This is a genomic window from Aureliella helgolandensis (genome assembly GCF_007752135.1).
Lineage (GTDB): Bacteria > Planctomycetota > Planctomycetia > Pirellulales > Pirellulaceae > Aureliella > Aureliella helgolandensis.
Genome location: NZ_CP036298.1, coordinates 8,317,002 through 8,336,920 on the forward strand (window position 1 = coordinate 8,317,002; position 19,919 = coordinate 8,336,920).

Sequence of the window (19,919 nt, forward strand, 5' to 3'; positions counted from 1 at the left end):
AATGAAACAAGCCTCTCCGGTGCCAACGTCATTGCAGTGAGCCAGTTGCCTGATTTCAAGCCATTCAACTCAAACCGCTTCAATCCCATGCCCAATCGCCTCGCCAACAGCTCCAGCCCCTACCTACGCCAGCATCAGGACAACCCCGTCGACTGGTACCCCTGGGGGGACGAAGCCTTTACGGCGGCCAAGGAACAGGACAAGCCAATTTTTCTGTCGGTTGGCTATTCCGCCTGTCACTGGTGCCACGTGATGGAACATGAGAGTTTTGAGAACGAACAACTCGCCGCCATCCTCAATGAACACTTCATTTGCATTAAGGTAGACCGCGAAGAGCGTCCCGACGTCGACCAAATCTACATGCAAGCCGTTCAAATGCTGACCGGCAGCGGTGGCTGGCCGATGAGCGTGTTTCTGTCGCCCGACGGACAACCGTTCTACGGAGGAACGTACTGGCCCCCCGAAGCCCGCGGTGGTCATCCAGGGTTTGGGCAAGTCTTAATGGCCATCCATGATGCATGGATCAATAAGCGAGCGCAGATTACAGAGCAAAGCGCGCAAATCACCGACCACCTGCAGGCGGCCGCACGAGGTCCCGAGGCGGTCGAAGGCGGGGTGAACCCCGCTTGGATTAGCCAAGCCGAAAAATGGCTAGTCGAAAACCACGACCCCCAATATGGCGGTCTTGGGAGCGCGCCCAAATTTCCACACGCAATGGACCTGTCCCTGCTTATCGAGCTCGAAGCCGAATCTCCCAGTCTCGATCGTCAGCAGGCCGTTCAACTCACCCTCGACAAAATGGCGCAAGGCGGAATCTACGACCACTTAGCGGGCGGGTTTGCCCGCTACAGCGTCGATGCGCAGTGGCTGGTCCCCCACTTCGAAAAGATGCTCTACGACAACGCGCTCTTAGCGGTTACCTACGCGGATGCCTTTCGCCTGTGGGGAACGCCAACCTACGCGCAAGTCGTGCGGGAAACACTCGACTACATCCTTAATGACATGACCAACCCGCTCGGCGCCTTCTATTCCTCAGAGGATGCAGACAGTGAAGGCGTTGAAGGCAAATTCTATGTGTGGACGCTGGCCGAAGTCCAAGAGGTCCTAGGGGAATCACGAGCCTCCCGCTTCTGCAACATCTACGATGTCACCGCAGGGGGCAATTTCGAAGGCGAGAATATTCTCAACCTCAAGCAACCGCTTGCCGACCGGGCCAGTGATCTCAAAATTCCCATCGAGCAATTGCAAGCGGAATTGAAAGAGGATCGCGACAAACTCCTCGCGCGCCGCGGACAACGCGTCCGCCCAGGACTGGATGACAAAGTCCTGCTGAGCTGGAATGCGTTGATGATCACCGCCATGACCCGAGGCTACCGCGCCGTGAGAGACCCTCGATATCTTGAGGCGGCAGTCAAAGCCACTCAATTCATTCGCCAGCACATGCTCCGCGATGACGGCACCTTGTGGCATACCTGGCGCGAGGGTCAAGCCTCACTCGATGCCTACCTGGACGACTACGGCTACTTTATCGACGCACTCTGCGAACTCTATCAAATTGCACCTCAGGAAGCGGATCTGCAACTCGCCTGTCAATTGGCTGAACAGCTAATGCAACACTTTAGTGATCCGGCCGGCGGCTTCTACTTCACCTCCGACACCCATGAGACGCTCATCGCCAGAACCAAAGACTTGGCAGACACGAGCGTTCCCAGTGGAAATGCGATGGCGGCCAGCGGCCTGCTTACGCTCTCTCGACTCACCGGAAGGAATGACTTTCGGCAAGCAGCTGAAAGCGCTTTAGCCGCTGCGTCGGGCGTTCTGGCAATATCCCCGCAGGCGGGCGGCCAATCCCTGCGCACCTTGCGACGCAGCCTGAAGCCCTCGTTCGAACTGGTGCTGTTCACTGGCCCAACCACGACCGAAAGTGCGGAATTGGAAGCACTACTGCTGCGACGGTTCGACCCGTTGTCGATTACGCTCTCCTTGGGCGAGCCCCTCCCCAGTGAGAGCCATCAAGCGCTGTGTCCACTGCTCGCCTTTCGCTCGGCAATCAAGGGCCAACCGACGCTGTACGTCTGTCGCGATTCGGTATGCGAGCAACCTTTAACCGGCGCCGGAGTTCGCACCAAACTGTCCCCCTAGAGCAATCTCTTACGTCCAAACTCTCCCGTTGAATGGAACCTACCGTAAACAGCTGCCCGCCCTCGCTTGCGATTCCAACAATTCAACTCACTAAAGACCATTGCCCCCATGCCAGACGAGCCAACGATCCTCGCATCTCTGACCGATGATCAGCCACCGCGCGTGGCTGCGGAACGGCAGTCGCGTCCCCAGGAGCCACCTCCGGTTGCGCCGTCGGACGGCATGCTTCAGCAGTTGTGCGACGAAAAATGGATCATGCTGGCCATACTGTTTTTCGTAACCGCCGCGCTCGGCCTGCCCTGGCTCTGGAAAAGCCGCGGGTTTAGCAAACCAGAAAAGAAATTTTGGACTGTAGTTATTTCGATTTACACGGCACTCATCCTATGGGGCTTTGGTGCCGTGATGTGGTGGAGCTACACTCGCATCACTGAAGCCCTGCAGTGGTAAACCGCAACACGAGCAAGTTGCCCCCCGCCAATCGCTTCAATGCCGGAGATGACGCGGCAGACTAGAAATCAGGATTTAACGATTGAAGTGAGGTGCACTGTGCCTAGGATGCGGGCCCTAGGGTGCGACACGACGCTGCTTAGCGGAGTGTCGCATCGCAAGCCGGCCGGCGACGGGCGCCGACCGTTTGCTCGAGCATGCGCCACTTGCGCAGGCCGATGATGTTTGCGACGTAGCGAACGTTTAGGCAGCTCGTCTCCACGCCGTGCTCGCTTCACCTTCGTAGAATCTCAGATCGGGAGCTTCTTCAGCTTGAACAGCCAATTGCTCCTTGGCTGCTTCGAGCCGAGCCAAGATCGAACGCGTGAAGCGTTGGTTCATCAAGCCTTTTGCCCAAGCCGTTGCCCCGGCCATGCGTCCAGACAACAAGCCCTTGGCGAAGTCCCCCATCGCCGCGCCAGCTCCGCCACCGGAGATTCCGAATGCCACCGCCAACTCGGCCGTTTGCTGCAGCATGACCGGAGATGCCTGGTGATGCGATGCGCCCGTCAAATGAACGGCAGCACCCTCTGCAGCAACGCAATTTAGTCCCAACGTTTGCATAATCCATGCCAATTCAACGTCGACGACCGACAGGTCCAGTCGCTCATTCCAGCCGTCGAGCGCCAACAGCTGTTTGCGACGGTAGAAACCGCATGCCAAGGTGGGACCTGAAACCAGATTGTTGGACCGCGTCTGCTCCACCTCCCCTCGCATCAGGCCACTGGCGCGAACTCGAGTCAAGGGAACGATTCCTGTCGACACGAGTTTGCCATCCACCAGATTCACCGATGCGGTCGTATGCTTGGGATCGGACAAGAGAGCTGAAGCACCCTCGGTCCAACCTTCAGCGACGACGACTCCGTCCAACAACACGTTGACCACGGGTGCACAAGCTGCTCGCAGTCCAGCATTGAGGAGCCGGACACTTCCGCTGCCACTTTCTTCCTCCACGAAGATCACTTCATCGCGCAATGAATAGGGATCGCGATAGCAACCGTCATGCACGACGATCACCTCGCAGTCATCCGGTCGATTCTCTAACACAGAGACCAGCGTGGCCTCCAACCGACTATCATCCTGTCGGTGCGGAATAATTATCGAGACGTTTGGCACAGAACAGTCCTCCTAGATGGCTTGTTAATGGCCAGTATCGAGAGGAGCGGCACCACGGCGATCATTGCGACTGTCATGGACCTTCCTTGGTCGTCAGCGGCGGTAGAACGTTTTCAACTGGAGTGCACAGGACACTGACGCAATGGGCGCGAGCAGCATCAGCTGTTGCTGAAGGGAAAAATCGGATTGGAACGCCCCTAAACTCGACGTTTTCCGCCAGCAACGGATCAATCCGACCAAGAAGGCTATGCGGGACTGGCAAACTAGGCAAAGGATTCTGTTATTTCTCGGCGGAAGGAGATAATTTTTGTGAACTTTTTTCTTGCAAAGAAGTCTTTTACGTGGCAGACTGAAAGTTGGGTAGTCGAGCGTTGCTTAACTATCTGATGAACTTTCCGCGTGTCGCGAGAACGCATCGCGACGGACACGTTTCAGACTCTCCGCAAAACCCTCTAGGCTGAATCTGGTGGTTTGCGTGTTAGAGTGAACACTGTTGTGAAAGGAGGTGATCGCGTGAGTAGAAGTTATTCCAGCCATTGGGGTGCGTCCCCATAGGTAGCCGGCGGGCTGCCCATGGCAGTCATCCCCTCGTGCAGATCACCTAAATACTTGTTCGCGGTAACCCTTCGTGGTTGCGAACAAGAAATTGCACGAGTCATTAATAGCGGGCGTGTTTCTCACTCTGAGTCACACGCCCGTTTTTTTTGCCTCATGGCTTGGCGAAGCGGGCACCCTCACCGCTATTGATTCGACGATTCCGCTTCCTTTACCGCAAAACGCTTACCGCACCACTCCAGCAGCAACGTGGCCGCCGCCGCTAGCATCGCACACCCGACCACTCCAGCAACACTCGCCGGACTTGCCGACGGCCACAGATGCTCAAACCGCTGCTCCTTGAACGGCAATTCAGCAGATTCAGACGTGGCTCTCTGAAATGGCCATATCTTGTACAGCGATCCAAACATTAGCCCGACCAGAAAGGCCAAGGTTCGATCGTAATAGTGCTGCAACAGCCATTTCAATATTCGACTGAATGCTAGCAATCCGACCAAGCAGCCGGCGACAAAGGCTGCCATGACGATCAACCCCTCTAGGGTGATGTCCCCCTTGGGCAACCCCTTGATGAGATCGGTAATCGGGTGGTAGATGCCCAGCAGCAGCAGCACAAAGGCGCCGCTAATTCCCGGTAGGATCATCGCGCAGATGGCCACCGTGGCGCACAGGAATGCGGTGAGCGGAGTCAGATCGCCGTGGAGGGGCTGCTGCAAGCTCAATTGCCATGCCAATACCGCACCCAGCCCAAGGTTCACTACGGCGGACAGCGACCAGCGTTTGATCCTGTGGGCCACCAAAACCGTCGAAGCCAATATCAGGCCGGTAAAGACAGCGTAGGTGTAGGGCAACTGCGTCTCCAATAAATGGGTCAACAGCGAAGCTAGGGCAACAATCCCGCTGGCCATGCCGAGCGCCAATGCCATAAGAAATCGAAAATCGGTATACTCGACCGCCTGCCGCACCTGCCCGTGCCGCAGCATTCCCAGCATTTTGCCGTCAATGCGACTGATCGCCGTTACCAAGCGCTGATAGTGCCCGAGGATCAGCGCCATGGTCCCTCCGGAGACCCCTGGCACAATATCGGCCGCCCCCATACAGACCCCACGTAGCCAACTGATCGCATCACCGGCAAAACCACTATTATTGTCACGCATAGCAAATTCGAACTCGAGTTTGGGCTGGAAAGCTTTTCCACAGCAAGAGGCTTAGCCTAGGGGTGGAAAGCAAACCATAATGAACATTCCACTCAGATACTATAGCTCCCCACTAACCTAGAGCTGCCCGTTGAACGACTACATTTCCGCCATCATTATCGGCATTATCGAAGGCCTCACCGAATTCCTGCCGGTCAGTTCGACTGCCCACATCCGCTTGACCCAAGACCTACTCCAGCTCCCACTCGACGATTCCTACTGGAAAATGTTCGCGATCGTGATTCAGCTGGGGGCCATCCTGTCTGTCTTGGTCTACTTCCGCACTCGCATCGTGGAGTTCGTGCAGAGTTACCCGACGGGACGATCAGGTCTGCGAACGTGGTGGAATCACCCCATCGCACTGGTCATCCTCAGCTTTGTGGTGACCGCCATTCCGTGCTTCATCATGGACAAGTTCATTGGCGACATGCTCGAGAACAAGATGGCGATCGGCTGGGCATTGCTGCTGGGCGGCCTGGTGATGTGGTACGTGGATCGAACCTACAGCCCGCGAGCGACTACCGAGAAGATGGAAGACATGACGCTTCGCCAAGCCATCGTCATTGGACTAACCCAAATTCTGGCAGCCGCCTTTCCTGGCACCAGTCGCTCCATGTCCACGATCGCGGGTGGCCAAATCATGGGCCTCTCACGCTCTGCCGCACTAGAATTCAGCTTCTTCCTGTCGATCCCGGTGATGGTCGCAGCCACCAGTTTCAAACTGCTGCAATTCATCCTCAAGGAAGAAACCGCGGTCAGCACGCATCAATGGGCCGTACTGGCCGTGGGTTTTGTCGTGAGCTTCCTCGTTGCCTGGGTCGTCATTGCCTGGTTCATGACCTGGGTCCGCCGGCATGGATTCACTCCGTTCGCCATCTACCGCATTATCATCGGCATCTTTACGATCGCCTGGGCCTACCGCGAACTCACCTAGTCCCCACACTCCTCCCATCCATCCTCAAGAGCTGCCCAGCACCTCTCCAGCCGGATGAGGGATTTAGCTGGGGTCGGAAAGAATCAGTGCACCGGCGTAGCCGACGACTTGCGATTTGTCGGCGTTGACTTCCGCACTGGTGGCGTAGTCCACTTCTTCGACGCGCAGCGCATGCCCTAATTGCCGAAGTGTTTCGAGCACGAAGGCAGCCGGGACGAGGCCGCACATGGAGATTTCGTTCTCGCTGCAAACTCCAATGAGATGCTCGGGGTCGCACGAGGCCAGGGCATCCAGGGCGAGTCGATCGCGGCGACGGTTCTCCGGGTCGGGCGCATAGTGGTTCATGTCGCTTGAAATGACTAGCAGGGGCTGGGTTTCGAGTGTTCTAATCCACTCGGCCATCTGCACAGCGGCCGCTTGAATGTCGTCCCAACTGCCCCCGTTCAATGCCAGCCCCAACAATTTTGCGTTAGGCGCAAACCGTTCGATGAAGGGCAATTGAACTTCAATCCCGTGCTCTTCTTCATGGGCGGCTGCATCGGCCAGGATGGGGTCTACGGCCGCTGCGAGCTGCTTGGCTAGTTCGGCGTCCCCGGAGATTGCAGTGGTGTGACTAAGTCGCCAGGTTGAGAAGGGACAAACCGACCAATGCACTCCCTTCCGCGTGTGCTTGGGGGAGAGGACAATAATCGTTTTAGAATCCAAATCGGCTACGCGGCGCCACACGTTAGCAGCCACTTGTCCGCTGAATTTCAAGGCCGCATGCGGTACAAGGATAGCGAGAGGAGTTTGTTGACGAACGGATTCCTGCCCATCGAGGAGTGCACCGACAGCCGCTCGGCGCGCGGCATCTTCGGCGGGATAGAATTTGCCGCCAACGGCGGGTGGTCGAATGCCACTGCCCGCCACGGCATTGGGGCCACTGATGCTGATCAAATGCGGCATCGTGGAGACCACGTGCATGGAATGCAGCATTGCATCGCGACTGCTGATCGGCAGATTGCCTCTCAAGAGCTCTCGCAACTCCTCAGCCGTTTTGCGGGGGTCAAACGCAAATCCGCAATGTTGAGCATCGGAGATGACCAGTCCACGCAGGCTGGAGTCGACACCGTCCAAATCGGCCTTGCGTCCCCAGCCGTGCAAGGCGGGGTCAAACCCTAGGGTAATCCCAATCTGTAGCTGCCCTGCGAAACGATCTTGCTGAAACATGCCAGCAGCTCGCTGACACATCTGAAACAGAGTGGACTGCAAGGGAATGCCCGGTCGCAAGGAGACTTGCAAGGCACTCCCCTGGCGCCGAGCAGACTCTTCCGACTCTTCAGCGCCCCACTGCATGGACAGGACGATGGCGTTGACCGTCATGTCTGGGAGCTGGGGCACTACATAGCTTGGAGTCCCACCAGTGGCCATCGCGACGATGTTTCCGCCCGCCAACTGAGCGTAGGCCGACAGCTGCTCCTCAGAGATAGGTAGCTCATTGGAGGTCGGAAGATTTAGTGGCAGGAGCTCCGCCAGACTTCCCCCCATGGGCTCCCCATGGAAGGTCATAACCTTGACGTCATCCTCTTCCCAAGCACCGATGGGCAAGCCTGCTTTGAGGCACACTGCTTGTAGAAAGCGAACGCCATCCAGCTTGCGTTCCACGGCAACGCTCGGGAGCAGCAAACCGCTCTGCTGACCACGTTGGACCATGACCCCCTGTTTGCCGATGCTGATTGCCTGTGCGCGAGCAGCGCCTTCGGCAGCGATGGGCTGGAAGGGCCCAAGGAGGGTTACATCAATTGTCAGAAAAGGCAGTTCACAAGGTGAAATCGGAGCAAACCGATTGTCTTCTTTGGCAGTTCGCTGAGCAGCCGCCACGATGGCCGCCCCCAACGTCATCGGCTTGCCCAAAACACCGCAACACCCCCGCAGGACTTCGCCGCGTTTCAGCGTAACAAAGGCCCCCATGACGATGCGTTGCCCCAAATCGCCTAACATCTCAGGAGCCGATTTAACCGGTTGCCCGAGAGTCGCCTCGGCTACCCAACTGGCCGCTGCCTGCACGACACTGTGCCGCTGTGCCGCTTTCATGCCTTCGAGCTTCAGAGGGCCCTGGGCTGCAACTGCGGCCGCGGGAGTGGAAGACACTGACACATCGGAATTGGCGCTCATTGATTCCAGGTCCCTTTGAATATTCACACATCCGGCACGATCTGCCTACACGGCTAGAGTCCTCCCAGCGAGTTGAAAGGGGTAGCGTGTAATCCTGTTGGATCGGTTCTTAAGCGATCAACCATGCGAAGAATTTGCTGAAATGAAGGGATCTAGCAGCCCCCCGCCTCTACTCCTCACGCGAAGCATAAGTCTGACATATTCCGCACACTCCCTCCAATTGTAACTTACTGGTCGCCCCGCCGACCACGCCTTACTCCTCCAACAAAGCGGCATAGATCCCCAAGGCATCCTCCATAAAGGTCTTAACCTCTTCGACCTTCAGCCGACTTCGCGGATGATAGAGGATGAACCCTTGAAATCGAGCTTCCAGATACACCTGAGGATATTTAAGGAGCGCATGGCGACGCGCGGGAGTCATGTAGTTGCGAACATTTTGCTCGCTGGGGCTGCGGAGGTAGAAGGCCTTGGAGAATTCAGGATCCTCCTCGAAATCAATATCCTTACCGGTCATGAATTCGGCAAATCGCTGCCAAAACGACTCGGGGGTCAACGTGAACTCCGGAAGATGTAGCCGATCGGAACTCGCCATCATCACGCTCTGGCGGTGGACCGACTTATTTTTCCCCGAGCCGGTTACATACTTAAAGTCGAACACCACCATCCTAAGCTCTCCGGAATCCGCCACGATCGAATTGGTGGATTCCTGGGAACGGCCACGACTGGCCAGCGGAAAGACGTTGAAGTCGATCTCATCGGTTTGCAGCAACCGGTCATGGCAACTCAGCCCCATCGCCTCCGCTTCTCGCTTGAAGGAGGCGCGTCGCTCTTTTTCCTTGAGTGAGCTGTAGAAATGGACGCCTCCCATGATCAGGAGCACCCCTACGATGATAACGATGGTCGACAACTGCGTACCTCACTACTTTTTAATGTTGAATCCTCGACGCTAGAGAAGTGCACCTACTTCACCTCGTAGTACCCCTCTTCGACGAAGCCACGATCACCGACAGCCTCCCAGCTCATGCGATGCGCGGCGGGATCTTGCTGAATCGTGAAGGTAATCGACTCTTCGCCGAGCATACCTGTCCCGGTAAAACCACCCCCGTTTTGGGCAGTTAGAGTGACATCGGTTAGATTGAGCGATTCCTTGACTTTTGCTGAGACTTTCTCCTCCCCCCAGGTGCCAGGGTTTTCCGCACAACCCATCAAGCCCAGAACGGAGGACAAACACGCAACTCTGAGCAGATTCTTTGCGAAATGCATCCCTGGTTTCCTTTGCAAAAACGGGATTTGTGCGATAACAGAGGGATGTCAAAACAATCCCCCCCCAAGGCCAAAGTGTACCATCTCAGCTCTAATCATACTGGGCTGACGCTCGCTGGAGCCCTCAAAGAGCTCTCGGGCGAAGGGGCTTCGTGGAACCAGGTCAAAAAGCTGATCAGCCGCCGCTGTGTCCAGGTCAACGGGAACCTCTGCTTGGATGAAGCCCGGAGAGTCTCGGAGAAAGACATTGTCAAAGTCTTCGAGCAACCCCAGGCCAAGCCGGTGGAACCCAAGGATGTCAAAATTGCCTACATCGACGAACACTTAATCGTGGTCGAAAAACCTGCGGGCGTTACCAGTGTGCGGCATGTCGCTGAAAAAACCATTTCGACGCGCCGACGCCAACTGCAGCCGACGATGGAAGAGCTGTTACCGCCGATCCTGGCCAAGCTCCAACACTTGAGATGGCCTCCGCTTCCGCCCAAGGGGATGAATCGCGGGCGGTTCGAAACCAACGTCAAACGCCGCAAGAACCAAAAAACGCAGCCGATTCAGAATTCGAAGAAGCTCCCACCTGAACTCCAGGTCATTCCCGTGCATCGACTCGACCGAGACACGAGTGGACTGATGCTGTTTGCGCGACATCGCGACGCCGAGCAAAAATTGGTGAGCATGTTTCGTCGCCATACCATTCAGCGCGAGTACTTGGCAGTGTGCCGAGGGCAGGTGCAACCTCAAACCATCACGTCACTGCTCGCCCGCGATCGAGGCGATGGTGTGCGCGGTTCCGTTGCGGAAGATGCCAGTGACGAGGAAAAGCGGGGAGCCCTGAAAGCGGTGACGCACATCGTCTCGGCAGATCACTTTGGAAGTAGCGATTCCCATCCCGGGTATTCGTTCATTCGCTGCCAGCTTGAGACGGGGCGCACCCATCAAATCCGCATCCACCTCTCCGAAGCCGGACACCCACTATGCGGTGACAAGATCTACCACCGCCAAGCAGATGGAACGACCATCAAAGACTCCAGTGGCGCCCCGCGACAAACGTTGCATTCCGATCACTTAGAATTCACGCACCCCATCACCGGTCTGCACCTACGTTTTGATATGGCCACACCACTAGAATTGACCCGTTGGCTCAAACGACTGCGCGGTGAATAGAGAACCGATGGCATCTCCCAAGAAACCGCTCACTGCCACCAATGCAACCGCCAAGCTGGCTGTCGCAGCAGCCAGAAAGCTCAACCGCGAAGTCGCGAAGCTCGATTTTCGCGAGGTCGTTCCCTGGGTCTACAACCCACTCGATTACGCCTGGCTTGCGCACGAGCAGTACCTCCTCAAGTATGCGCGGCCGAGCTGTCGCGTGCTGTTCTTAGGCATGAACCCGGGCCCGTGGGGAATGGCGCAGTCCGGCATCCCCTTTGGCGAAATCGCGATTGTCAAAGATTGGCTGAAGATTGACGCAGTCATTAAGAAGCCGACGCCAGAGCATCCGAAACGCCCTGTCGAAGGGCTCGCGTGCGGGCGTAGCGAAGTCTCCGGTCGACGGCTGTGGGGGTTGTTCCGCGAACGGTTCCCCAACCCGGACGATTTTTTTGAAACCTATTTTGTGACGAATTACTGCCCCTTGGTCTTCATGGAAGAGTCGGCGCGAAATGTAACGCCAGACAAACTGCCCGCGGAAAGTCGCGCCGCGCTGGAAAGGGTTTGCGACCAACACATCCTGCAGCTGGCTGAAGCCCTGGCACCCGAGTGGATCGTTGGCGTGGGCGCCTTTGCCGAGAAGTGTGCGCGTCGCGCCGTGGAAGCGTGGTCGCAGAATAAGCCGCGCAGCCAACCACCCCAGGTGGGGCGAGTCCTGCACCCCAGCCCTGCCTCCCCAGCCGCCAATCGCGACTGGGCTGGTACCGCGGCGGCACAATTGTCCGCAATGAATGTTTGGTAAACACGATTCCGCCACCCGGCGATCAGGTCCATCCCCCCTGCCCGCCCGCTGGTCGGGGTCTGTCAGCGGATTCATCGGAAGCGGCGACACCCAACAATCCCAACCCCCTACAAGGCCTATCGATGAAACGCGTTGTGCTAGCCATGAGTGGTGGAGTCGACAGCTCTGCCGCAGCCCATCTCTTGCTCCAACAGGGATTTGACGTAGTCGGCGTCTTCATGCGGCACGGTGAGGAGTCGGTGGAAAGCTGCCAACTTCCCGACGGCACCCCGAACCCATTGCTACCGATTTTGCAGGGCCGCACCGACCACAAACAGGGCTGTTGCAGTGCCACCGACGCCATGGATGCACGGCGGGTGGCAGACAAGCTCGGCATCCCCTTCTACGCATTGGATCTACAAGCCGATTTTTCGCGAATCGTCGACTACTTCGTGGACGAGTATACGCATGGGCGGACCCCCAATCCCTGCGTGCAATGCAACAACTGGATTAAGTTTGGGCGACTCTTCGACTATGCAGACAGCGTCGATGCAGAATTTGTCGCCACCGGCCACTATGCACAGCTCGTCGAACGCGACGGGCAAACCGCCCTCATCCGGGGCGTGGATGAAGCCAAGGACCAATCGTATGTCTTAGCTGGCATTGACCGCAAGTTCCTACCTCGGATGCTACTGCCAGTGGGAAAGTTTGTGAAACCCGAAATCCGTGAACTGGCTGGCATGGCAGGACTCAAAGTGGCCAACAAGCGAGATAGCCAAGAGATCTGCTTTGTGACCAGCGGCAAACATGGCGAATTTGTGCGATCGCGCTCGGGAGCGACCACGGCTGGCAACTTCGTGACTACAGACGGTCGCGTCGTCGGCCAACATCCGGGCATTGAGAATTTCACCATCGGCCAGCGCAAAGGGCTGGGGATCGCTCTAGGTGAACCGCACTTTGTACTCCACATCGACCCCGAAACCCATGCGGTCGTCTTAGGCTCCAAAGAAGAGTTGCAGCAGCCCAGCCTGACTGCCACAGAGGCCAACTGGTTGATGGATCCTCCCAATCTCCCCTTCACGGGGTCGGCTCAGATCCGCTACAACAGCGGTGCTGTGCCAGCAACCATCACCCCCCTGGCTGAGGACGGCTTCCGTGTCGACTTCTTAGAACCGGCCAGTGGCATTGCCCCGGGACAGTTGTGCGTGGTCTACCAACAGGATCGGGTCCTTGGTGGTGGCTGGATCGCCTAGCCCTGCGCCTGCTCACGACTCCGCAGCGTTTGCCGAAGCGCCCCTGGAACAGGCCACCTACCCTTGATTGGAATGCACCTCACAACACGCTATACTCCATAGCGTTCCCACGTTCCGCACCCCGCGGAACACCGATTAGCCCTCCCCCGAGCGAAACACAATGATTGCAACCCTATTTGCTCAAGTAAACATAAATCCCGCGATGATCGCGTGGTGGGTCGTGATCGGTCTTCTAGGCCTGGTTGCCCTGTTTGTAGCAGTTGCCTTTTTCGCCTTCGGCACCCAGTGGATTCAGGCTTTCGCCGCCAGTGCGAAAGTGTCGATGTTCAGCCTCGTTGGGATGTACTTCCGACAAGTCAAAGCTCCGATGATCGTGCACGCCAAGATCATGGCAGCTCAAGCCGGTTTGGATATCACGTCGCGCAACGGTATTTTGACCCAACGACTAGAGGCTCACTACTTGGCCGGTGGCAACGTGATGAACGTGATCCAAGCCATTATCGCGGCACAACGCGCCGGCATTGATCTCGATTTTGACCGCGCGGCGGCGATTGACTTGGCCGGCCGTGACGTCCAGGATGCCGTGCGAACCAGCGTACATCCCAAAGTCATCGACTGCCCAGACCCACGACGTAGCGGCAAGGCAACTCTCAGTGCGATTGCCAAGGATGGAGTGGAGTTGCGAGTTCGGACGCGAGTTACGGTGCGAACCAATCTTGAGCAATTGATCGGGGGAGCCACGGAGGAAACGATTATCGCGCGCGTCGGTGAGAGCATCATCAGCTCAATTGGCTCTAGCGAATCACACCAGACGGTGCTTGAGAATCCCGACATGATTTCCCGCACGGTTCTTCGCCGAGGTCTCGACGCTCAAACCGCTTTTCAAATCGTTTCGATCGACATTGCAGACATCGATGTCGGCGACAACATCGGAGCTCGGTTACGTGCCGATCAGGCCGAGGCTGACGTCCGCGTCGCGCGGGCCCTGGCGGAATCGCGACGCGCTGAAGCCATCGCGACGGAACAAGAAAATCGAGCTAGCGTGAGCTCCAACCGGGCTGCACTAGTGCTGGCCGAAGCGGAAGTGCCACGCGCTATGGCACTCGCCTTCCGAAAAGGAAACCTGGGCCTCATCAACAATGGCAAGCACGGCGAGTAGGCGACGCCTCCCACCGGTCGCGCCGCAGCCTGAGCCCATGTGAGTAGACTTGTTCCGTGAGTAGACCTTGAGTAGACGCAGCGAAAGAGTAGCATTCCCTGGTGGCAATGGTCATGAGCTGGCAGGCATTCTCGACCTGCCCGACTCGCTGCCACTCGGCACGGCCCTATTTACCCATTGCTTCACCTGCAACAAGGACTTGAAGGCAATCGTACGGATCAGTCGTGGATTGGCCGAAGCGGGCTATCTGGTGTTGCGTTACGATTTGACGGGACTGGGGCAAAGCCAGGGTGACTTCGCACAAACCAGTTTTTCGACCAACCGCGCCGATTTGCTGGCTGCTGTCTCATTTCTTGCGACGAACTACACCTCCCCCGATTTTCTAATCGGTCACAGCTTCGGCGCTGCCTGCAGCCTCTCCCTGGCCCAACAGATCGATTCGGTGCGCGGTGTCGTGTCCGTGGCGGCCCCCAGTGAAACCCATCATCTAGCCGACCTGCTGCAGAAGATGGATCCGAGTATCTCGCCCACATCTCCAGGAAGCGTATCGATCGGCGGACGCGAGTTTACCATCCCACAATCGATGCTCGATGACTTCCGCCAGTATGACCTCTCCGCTGCGCTGCACGAGCTGACCAAACCCACACTCTTGTTTCATAGTCCGGTTGATGAAACACTCGCGTTTGCACACGTGGAGCGCATCTATGAACTACTCGTACGGCGAGATGCAAACACACTTCCACCTGCTCCAACCAGTCTCATCTGCCTTGATGGAGCTGACCATTTGCTCACGCGTTTCCCCCACGACATTCCCTTCGTGATTGCCACCATGGCCGCCTGGTTTAACCGGCAAATCGCCTAGATGAACATTCGCAACTGATGCATCGAGCGATCACCTTGCATCTGGTGACTGAGGCTCCCTATTTGGTCGAGCTGTTCGATGCTATGGCAAAGTTTCTGCTGGCTCGCCATGGAGCTAAGCAACGGGACTCCGCACTTCCTCGGAACGAAAGCCGAGATTGCCATAGCGGTGGTAATCATGACAAACACTTTGCTCGCGCACATACCACAACAATTCAATGCGTCCAAACGGACAAACGGGTTCTGCGGCCACAAAGATGAAATACTTGTCTGCCGCTTGGCGAACTGCGGGAGGCACGCGTTCGGATCCTGCGTACCTCACACGATCGACCTGCCCCTGCGCAATGGCTTCGATCAACGCTTCATCGGATTCTTCAATGAATTCCATGTCTCCGGCCCATACACGGGTCAAAACCTCAAGTCCTTCGACAACTTGGGACTGAACCCCTGCGGCATGGCTAATCGCCGCGCGTCCCCCGGCAGCCACTACGGCGACAGCCCGCAGGTAAATTTCTAAAACACTATCCTCGGGCATCACTCGGATTCGAACATGTGTCATGGGTTGATAGCGCCGCAGGTTGTCTTGCCCCACCAACCGCAAGGTATCGTGGGAGCGCCGAATCTCAGAGACTGCAAAACTGTCGTAGTCGAGGATCGCGTCATGCAACTGCTGCCACTGCGAGTCCTTCAACTGCTGACGCAATTTCTTGGCAGTCGGGCTGCGCAGCGTTTGCAACTGCTGCCACATGGCAGACAAAGGTTCTAACTCCGGGGCCAATTCCGCGAGGGGCGTCTGTTCCGGCGCAGAGGGAGTGAGGCACTCAGCATCCGATTCCTCAAGCTTCGCAAAATGCATTAACGGAATGACATAGTTGGGACCGCCCGCTTTGATACCGGGTCCAAAGGCGCTCTTCCCCATTCCACCAAAGGGCTGCCTCAATACGATAGCACCAGTCGTAGGACGATTGATGTAGAGGTTCCCGGCTTGCAAGCGTGACAACCACACCTCTTGTTCACGGTCATCGAGACTCTCCAATCCACTCGTTAGACCGTACCCGGTCTGGTGCACTAAATTGATCGCTTCGTTCAAATCCCGGTACGACATCACCCCCAGGACGGGCCCGAACAACTCATTGCAATGCGTAAACCCACCTGGTTGAACACCCCATTTAACTCCTGGGGAATAGAGACAGGGGTTATCGTCAAGATCGCGTGGCATGACGGCCCACGACTCGCCTGGCTCGAGCTCTTTCAAACCGCGTGCCAAATCATCGATGGGAGGTCGAATGAGCGGCCCCATTTTCGTCTTCAAATTCCAGGCCGATCCGACCGGCATACTTTCTACCGCATCGACCAGTGCTTCGCGGAACCGCTTGTCGTGGTAGACCTCGGCCTCTAGGAGCAGCAGGCTGGTCGCGCTACATTTTTGCCCGGCGTGCGAGAAGGCGGAATGCAGAACATTCTTGATTACCAAGTCGCGGTCGCTGAGGCTGGAAACGATCGTCGCATTTTTTCCGCCAGTTTCGGCGAGCAAGTGCAAGTCGGGACGCGCGGCGAGAATACGTTGGGCCGTTTCAGTACCGCCGGTAAGAATTGCATACTGGATGGCTGGATCGCTCAGCAAATACTTCCCGGCATGGGAGCCGGAGCAAGCCACAAACTGCAAGACATCGCGCGGCACGCCAGCCGCCCAAAAGCACTCGCACAGCACGCGGGCTGACAGAACCGTATCGGAGGCAGGCTTCAAGATCACGGTATTGCCGGCTGCCAGTGCGGCTGCAATTCCACCACAGGGGATGGCGATCGGAAAATTCCAAGGACTGATGACAACCACGGGGCCCACGGGCCGCGCCCCCCAGCGTGGCTTAGCGAACAACGCCTGGGCCGTTTGAGCGTAGAACTCGACGAAATCGATCGCTTCCGAGATTTCTGGATCGCTTTCCTGCAGGGTCTTACCGGAGTCAGCCATGGCCGCCCCGGCCAAGTCGGCGCGACGCACGCGAACTTCCTGCGCCACTTTGCGCAATAGTGCGTAGCGCGAAGCAACGTCCATTGCCCCCCAGCCGTGTGAATCTCGCTGGGCGCAGGCGATAGACTGTGCGATCTGCTCAGGGCTAGCCTGCCGATACCGGGCCACCACAACCCCGGGACGAGAGGGATCCATTGTCTGAGCTTCTGAGCCTTCCCCCGGCACATCTCGACCGGCGATGGTCAAAGGAATCTCGGTGGCCTGAAGATCGCAACGCGGCTGCCAAGAATCGACGACCGACTTGGCCCAAGCCGCATTCTGCCGCAGGCCAAAATCGGTATCGGGTTCGTTGACGAATTGCTGCCAGGAGCTTGAGGGGGCAGGTTGTTGTGGAGGCAGGTTGCGATCTTGCGTCCGGCGCGGGCTGCTAGCGGCGCTCTCCAACCGCTCCATGGAATCGAGAAAAATCTGCTCCATCTTGCGCCAATCGGGGCTGTCCACTTCAATTTTGAAGGCGTGCCTCAAAAAATTGTCGGGCCCCGTATTCTCATCCATTCTCCGCACAAGGTAGCCAATCGCATAGATAAAATCATCCTTCCTACAGGCTGGTGCGTAGAGCAAGAGATTGTCGATCAATTCGTGCAACGCCCGGCGTTGGTGGTTCGCCATGCCCTCCAGCATCTCAAACTGCAATTCATCGAGCACACCATACTTGGAGGCGAGAACGATCGAGAAGGCGACTTCGAACAGGTTGTGGCTGGCAATTCCCAATTTGACGGCGGCTAGATTCTCTGGTTGCAAGCCGTAGGCCACCATGCGTTTGAAGTTGGCGTCGGTATCGCGTTTTTCATGGTAGGGAGCTTGAGGCCAACCGCGTTGGCTCGCCTCAACCTTTTCCATTTCCATATTCGCACCTTTGACGAGACGGATCGTCACGGGCGCCGCTCCAGTAGCGACACGTCGCTTAGCCCATTCGGTAATCTCTTGCTGCACTTGAAAACTATCGGGCACGTAAGCTTGCAGGGCGATACCGGCGCGCACCTGCTCGAATCCGGGCCGATCCAAGGTCATCATGAAGATGGAAGAGGTTAATTGCAGATCGCGATACTCCTCCATATCAAGGTACACAAACTTCGTGACATGCGTCCCATCTTGGCGTTGAAATCGATTGCGTTGGGCCGCTCGATAGAGCAGTTCTAAGCGATTGGCCACCGTCCGCATGGACTCGGCGCGGGCCAGGGTCGATATTTGGGAATAGAGGGTTGAAATTTTGACGGAGACCACTTCCACTTCGGGCATTTGCAGAGCGGACAAATACGATTCGAGTCGCAGTTGTGCCTCCTCTTCGCCAAGCATGGCCTCGCCCAGGAGATTGAGATTCATTCGCACCCCTTCTGCCCGTCGCGCCTGCAGGTGGACGCGCAACATTTCGGGTTCAGCGGGGAGAATAACGTTGGCGGTTTCCTGTCGCATTTTCTCCTTAACCAGCGGAACCGAGACTCCCGGAAGATAACCACCGAAAGACTGAAAGCCACGCAGCATGGTGCGATCCACAGGGCTGAAAAAACGCGGAATCCCCTGCACGTCGAGAATATGCACCAACTGATCTGCCGCTCGCGCAGCCCGCTGGCTGCGAAACGCTTGATCGGTCATCTGAGTGAGGATCGCCTTGTCGCGAGGGTGCTGGACCATCCGATCCAGCTCCGCTTGTTGCCGCCTCTCTGCAGGGGTTTGCAATTGCTTTGCTCGAGTCTGCAACTGCCGAGCGAGGCGGACAGCGACTGTCGCGACACTCTTCAAATCGGACGTATCACAACTTTGCAAATCGTTTGCAAGAAATTGATAATCCACTTTAGAACTCGTCTGCATCGATAAACTCTACCGTATTAGGAACATCTTGGTTACTCGTCAAGGACGGTGTTGTATCACGACTAGCTAGACTAGCATCACCCTCCGCCAACAATCTTTCTAATTCAGCCCGCGAACTGCTGGCCCCCGAAACATGCCCCCGAGAATCCTCGATCTGCGCCACAATAGCGGTAATGTTATCCGCCCCGCCCCGCGCATTGGCTATTTGAATCAAGGCTTCGCACAGCGGTTGGGGCTCTTGTTCGTTCAGCAGCATGCCACGCAATTCGGCATCACTAATATATCGATACATCCCGTCGCTGCAGATCACGATCTGATCATGAGGTTGTAGTTCAACGCGATGCAATTCAGCCTGCACCTCATTGGCTCCAGCCCCCAGAGCGTTGTACAAAACGTTGTTCCAAGGAGAATTCTGGGCTTCCTCTTGGGTCATACTGTTCTTTTCAACCATTTGTGAAGATACGGTATGATCGTGGGTTACCTTGCGCAGCTCATCTCCCCGCATCAGGTAGCATCGACTATCACCTGCATGCACGACGTACATCCACGGCCAGACGATGCAAGCCATCGTCAACGTCGTCCCCATTCCTTGCAAGTCGCTCAACCCTTTTGATTCGAGCTCGATGGCATGATGAGCGCGTTTCAGCATGATCTTGAGTTCATCAACAAATGCTTTCTCACGCTCCGGTATGGCGACATCCGCTTGCAATAACCAGTGGGTGGAATTGACAAACTGATGCACGAGCAATTCGATCGCCAATCGACTGGCTCGGCTGCCTCCCTTGTGGCCTCCCATGCCATCCGCCACCATCATCAACTTGGCGAGCGGCTCTCCAAACTTGCACGTGGGTACCTCCGGTTCCAGACTTGCCGCCTGCACCAACATCGACTTATGAAGATCGGCAATAAAGAACTGATCCTGGTTCGAATCTCGCTTCTTGCCGATGTCCGTTTGTCCCGCGCAGTTGATCTTTATAGGCATGTCCGCCCTTCAATGCTGGATATATATACGTATTGCCTACGCATTCTAGTAACAAGCGG

At 56.8% G+C, this 19,919-nt stretch carries 15 protein-coding genes; 8 read left to right on the plus strand and 7 right to left on the minus strand.

Going from position 1 to position 19,919, the window contains the following annotated elements:
* The first annotated feature begins 87 nt into the window (after nt 1–87).
* Complete coding sequence (locus Q31a_RS29310; protein WP_145086350.1) at nt 88–2,142, plus strand: thioredoxin domain-containing protein; 2,055 nt, start codon at nt 88–90, stop codon at nt 2,140–2,142.
* Between the two features lie 108 nt (nt 2,143–2,250).
* Nucleotides 2,251–2,589 carry a hypothetical protein gene (locus tag Q31a_RS29315; RefSeq protein ID WP_145086353.1) on the plus strand — a complete coding sequence of 113 codons (339 nt, stop codon included), beginning with the start codon at nt 2,251–2,253 and terminating at the stop codon, nt 2,587–2,589.
* Between the two features lie 243 nt (nt 2,590–2,832).
* Here Q31a_RS29315 and Q31a_RS29320 read toward each other — a convergent pair whose 3' ends face one another.
* Together Q31a_RS29320 and Q31a_RS29325 are read right to left on the minus strand one after the other, a co-directional pair.
* On the minus strand, nt 2,833–3,744 hold the full coding sequence (locus tag Q31a_RS29320) for a glycosyltransferase (RefSeq protein WP_145086356.1): 912 nt from the start codon (nt 3,742–3,744) through the stop codon (nt 2,833–2,835).
* Between the two features lie 740 nt (nt 3,745–4,484).
* Nucleotides 4,485–5,453, minus strand: coding sequence for a DUF368 domain-containing protein (locus Q31a_RS29325; protein WP_145086359.1), 969 nt, complete (start codon nt 5,451–5,453; stop codon nt 4,485–4,487).
* Between the two features lie 130 nt (nt 5,454–5,583).
* Between Q31a_RS29325 and Q31a_RS29330 the strand changes: the two genes are divergently transcribed.
* Entirely contained in the window at nt 5,584–6,426 is an 843-nt protein-coding gene (locus tag Q31a_RS29330; RefSeq protein WP_145086362.1) for an undecaprenyl-diphosphate phosphatase, read from the plus strand.
* Between the two features lie 63 nt (nt 6,427–6,489).
* Here Q31a_RS29330 and amrB read toward each other — a convergent pair whose 3' ends face one another.
* From amrB to Q31a_RS29345, 3 genes are all read right to left on the minus strand, one after another.
* Nucleotides 6,490–8,580 (minus strand): AmmeMemoRadiSam system protein B, encoded by a 2,091-nt coding sequence (gene amrB, locus Q31a_RS29335; protein WP_145086366.1) that lies wholly within the window; start codon nt 8,578–8,580, stop codon nt 6,490–6,492.
* A gap of 253 nt (nt 8,581–8,833) precedes the next feature.
* Nucleotides 8,834–9,487, minus strand: coding sequence for a hypothetical protein (locus Q31a_RS29340; RefSeq protein ID WP_145086369.1), 654 nt, complete (start codon nt 9,485–9,487; stop codon nt 8,834–8,836).
* Nucleotides 9,488–9,540: 53 nt separating this feature from the next.
* The gene (locus Q31a_RS29345) at nt 9,541–9,843 is read right to left on the minus strand and encodes a hypothetical protein (protein ID WP_145086372.1); all 303 of its coding nucleotides are present in this window, start codon (nt 9,841–9,843) and stop codon (nt 9,541–9,543) included.
* A gap of 45 nt (nt 9,844–9,888) precedes the next feature.
* Between Q31a_RS29345 and Q31a_RS29350 the strand changes: the two genes are divergently transcribed.
* The 5 genes from Q31a_RS29350 to Q31a_RS29370 all read left to right on the plus strand — a co-directional run bounded on the left by Q31a_RS29350 (nt 9,889) and on the right by Q31a_RS29370 (nt 15,041).
* The gene (locus Q31a_RS29350; protein WP_197355927.1) at nt 9,889–11,004 is read left to right on the plus strand and encodes an RluA family pseudouridine synthase; all 1,116 of its coding nucleotides are present in this window, start codon (nt 9,889–9,891) and stop codon (nt 11,002–11,004) included.
* Between the two features lie 7 nt (nt 11,005–11,011).
* On the plus strand, nt 11,012–11,788 hold the full coding sequence (locus Q31a_RS29355) for a uracil-DNA glycosylase family protein (RefSeq protein ID WP_145086378.1): 777 nt from the start codon (nt 11,012–11,014) through the stop codon (nt 11,786–11,788).
* Between the two features lie 122 nt (nt 11,789–11,910).
* Nucleotides 11,911–13,020 (plus strand): tRNA 2-thiouridine(34) synthase MnmA, encoded by a 1,110-nt coding sequence (mnmA, locus tag Q31a_RS29360; RefSeq protein ID WP_145086381.1) that lies wholly within the window; start codon nt 11,911–11,913, stop codon nt 13,018–13,020.
* Between the two features lie 202 nt (nt 13,021–13,222).
* Complete coding sequence (floA, locus tag Q31a_RS29365) at nt 13,223–14,179, plus strand: flotillin-like protein FloA (RefSeq protein WP_231691276.1); 957 nt, start codon at nt 13,223–13,225, stop codon at nt 14,177–14,179.
* Between the two features lie 67 nt (nt 14,180–14,246).
* Nucleotides 14,247–15,041, plus strand: a complete 795-nt coding sequence (locus tag Q31a_RS29370; protein WP_145086387.1) for an alpha/beta hydrolase family protein — start codon at nt 14,247–14,249, stop codon at nt 15,039–15,041.
* Between the two features lie 114 nt (nt 15,042–15,155).
* On the opposite strand, the gene Q31a_RS29375 is transcribed toward Q31a_RS29370, so the two are convergent.
* Together Q31a_RS29375 and Q31a_RS29380 are read right to left on the minus strand one after the other, a co-directional pair.
* The gene (locus tag Q31a_RS29375; RefSeq protein WP_145086390.1) at nt 15,156–18,878 is read right to left on the minus strand and encodes a bifunctional proline dehydrogenase/L-glutamate gamma-semialdehyde dehydrogenase; all 3,723 of its coding nucleotides are present in this window, start codon (nt 18,876–18,878) and stop codon (nt 15,156–15,158) included.
* Nucleotides 18,862–19,860, minus strand: coding sequence for a PP2C family protein-serine/threonine phosphatase (locus Q31a_RS29380; protein ID WP_145086393.1), 999 nt, complete (start codon nt 19,858–19,860; stop codon nt 18,862–18,864). The genes Q31a_RS29375 and Q31a_RS29380 overlap by 17 nt, the downstream gene beginning before the upstream one ends.
* Nucleotides 19,861–19,919 lie beyond the last annotated feature (59 nt).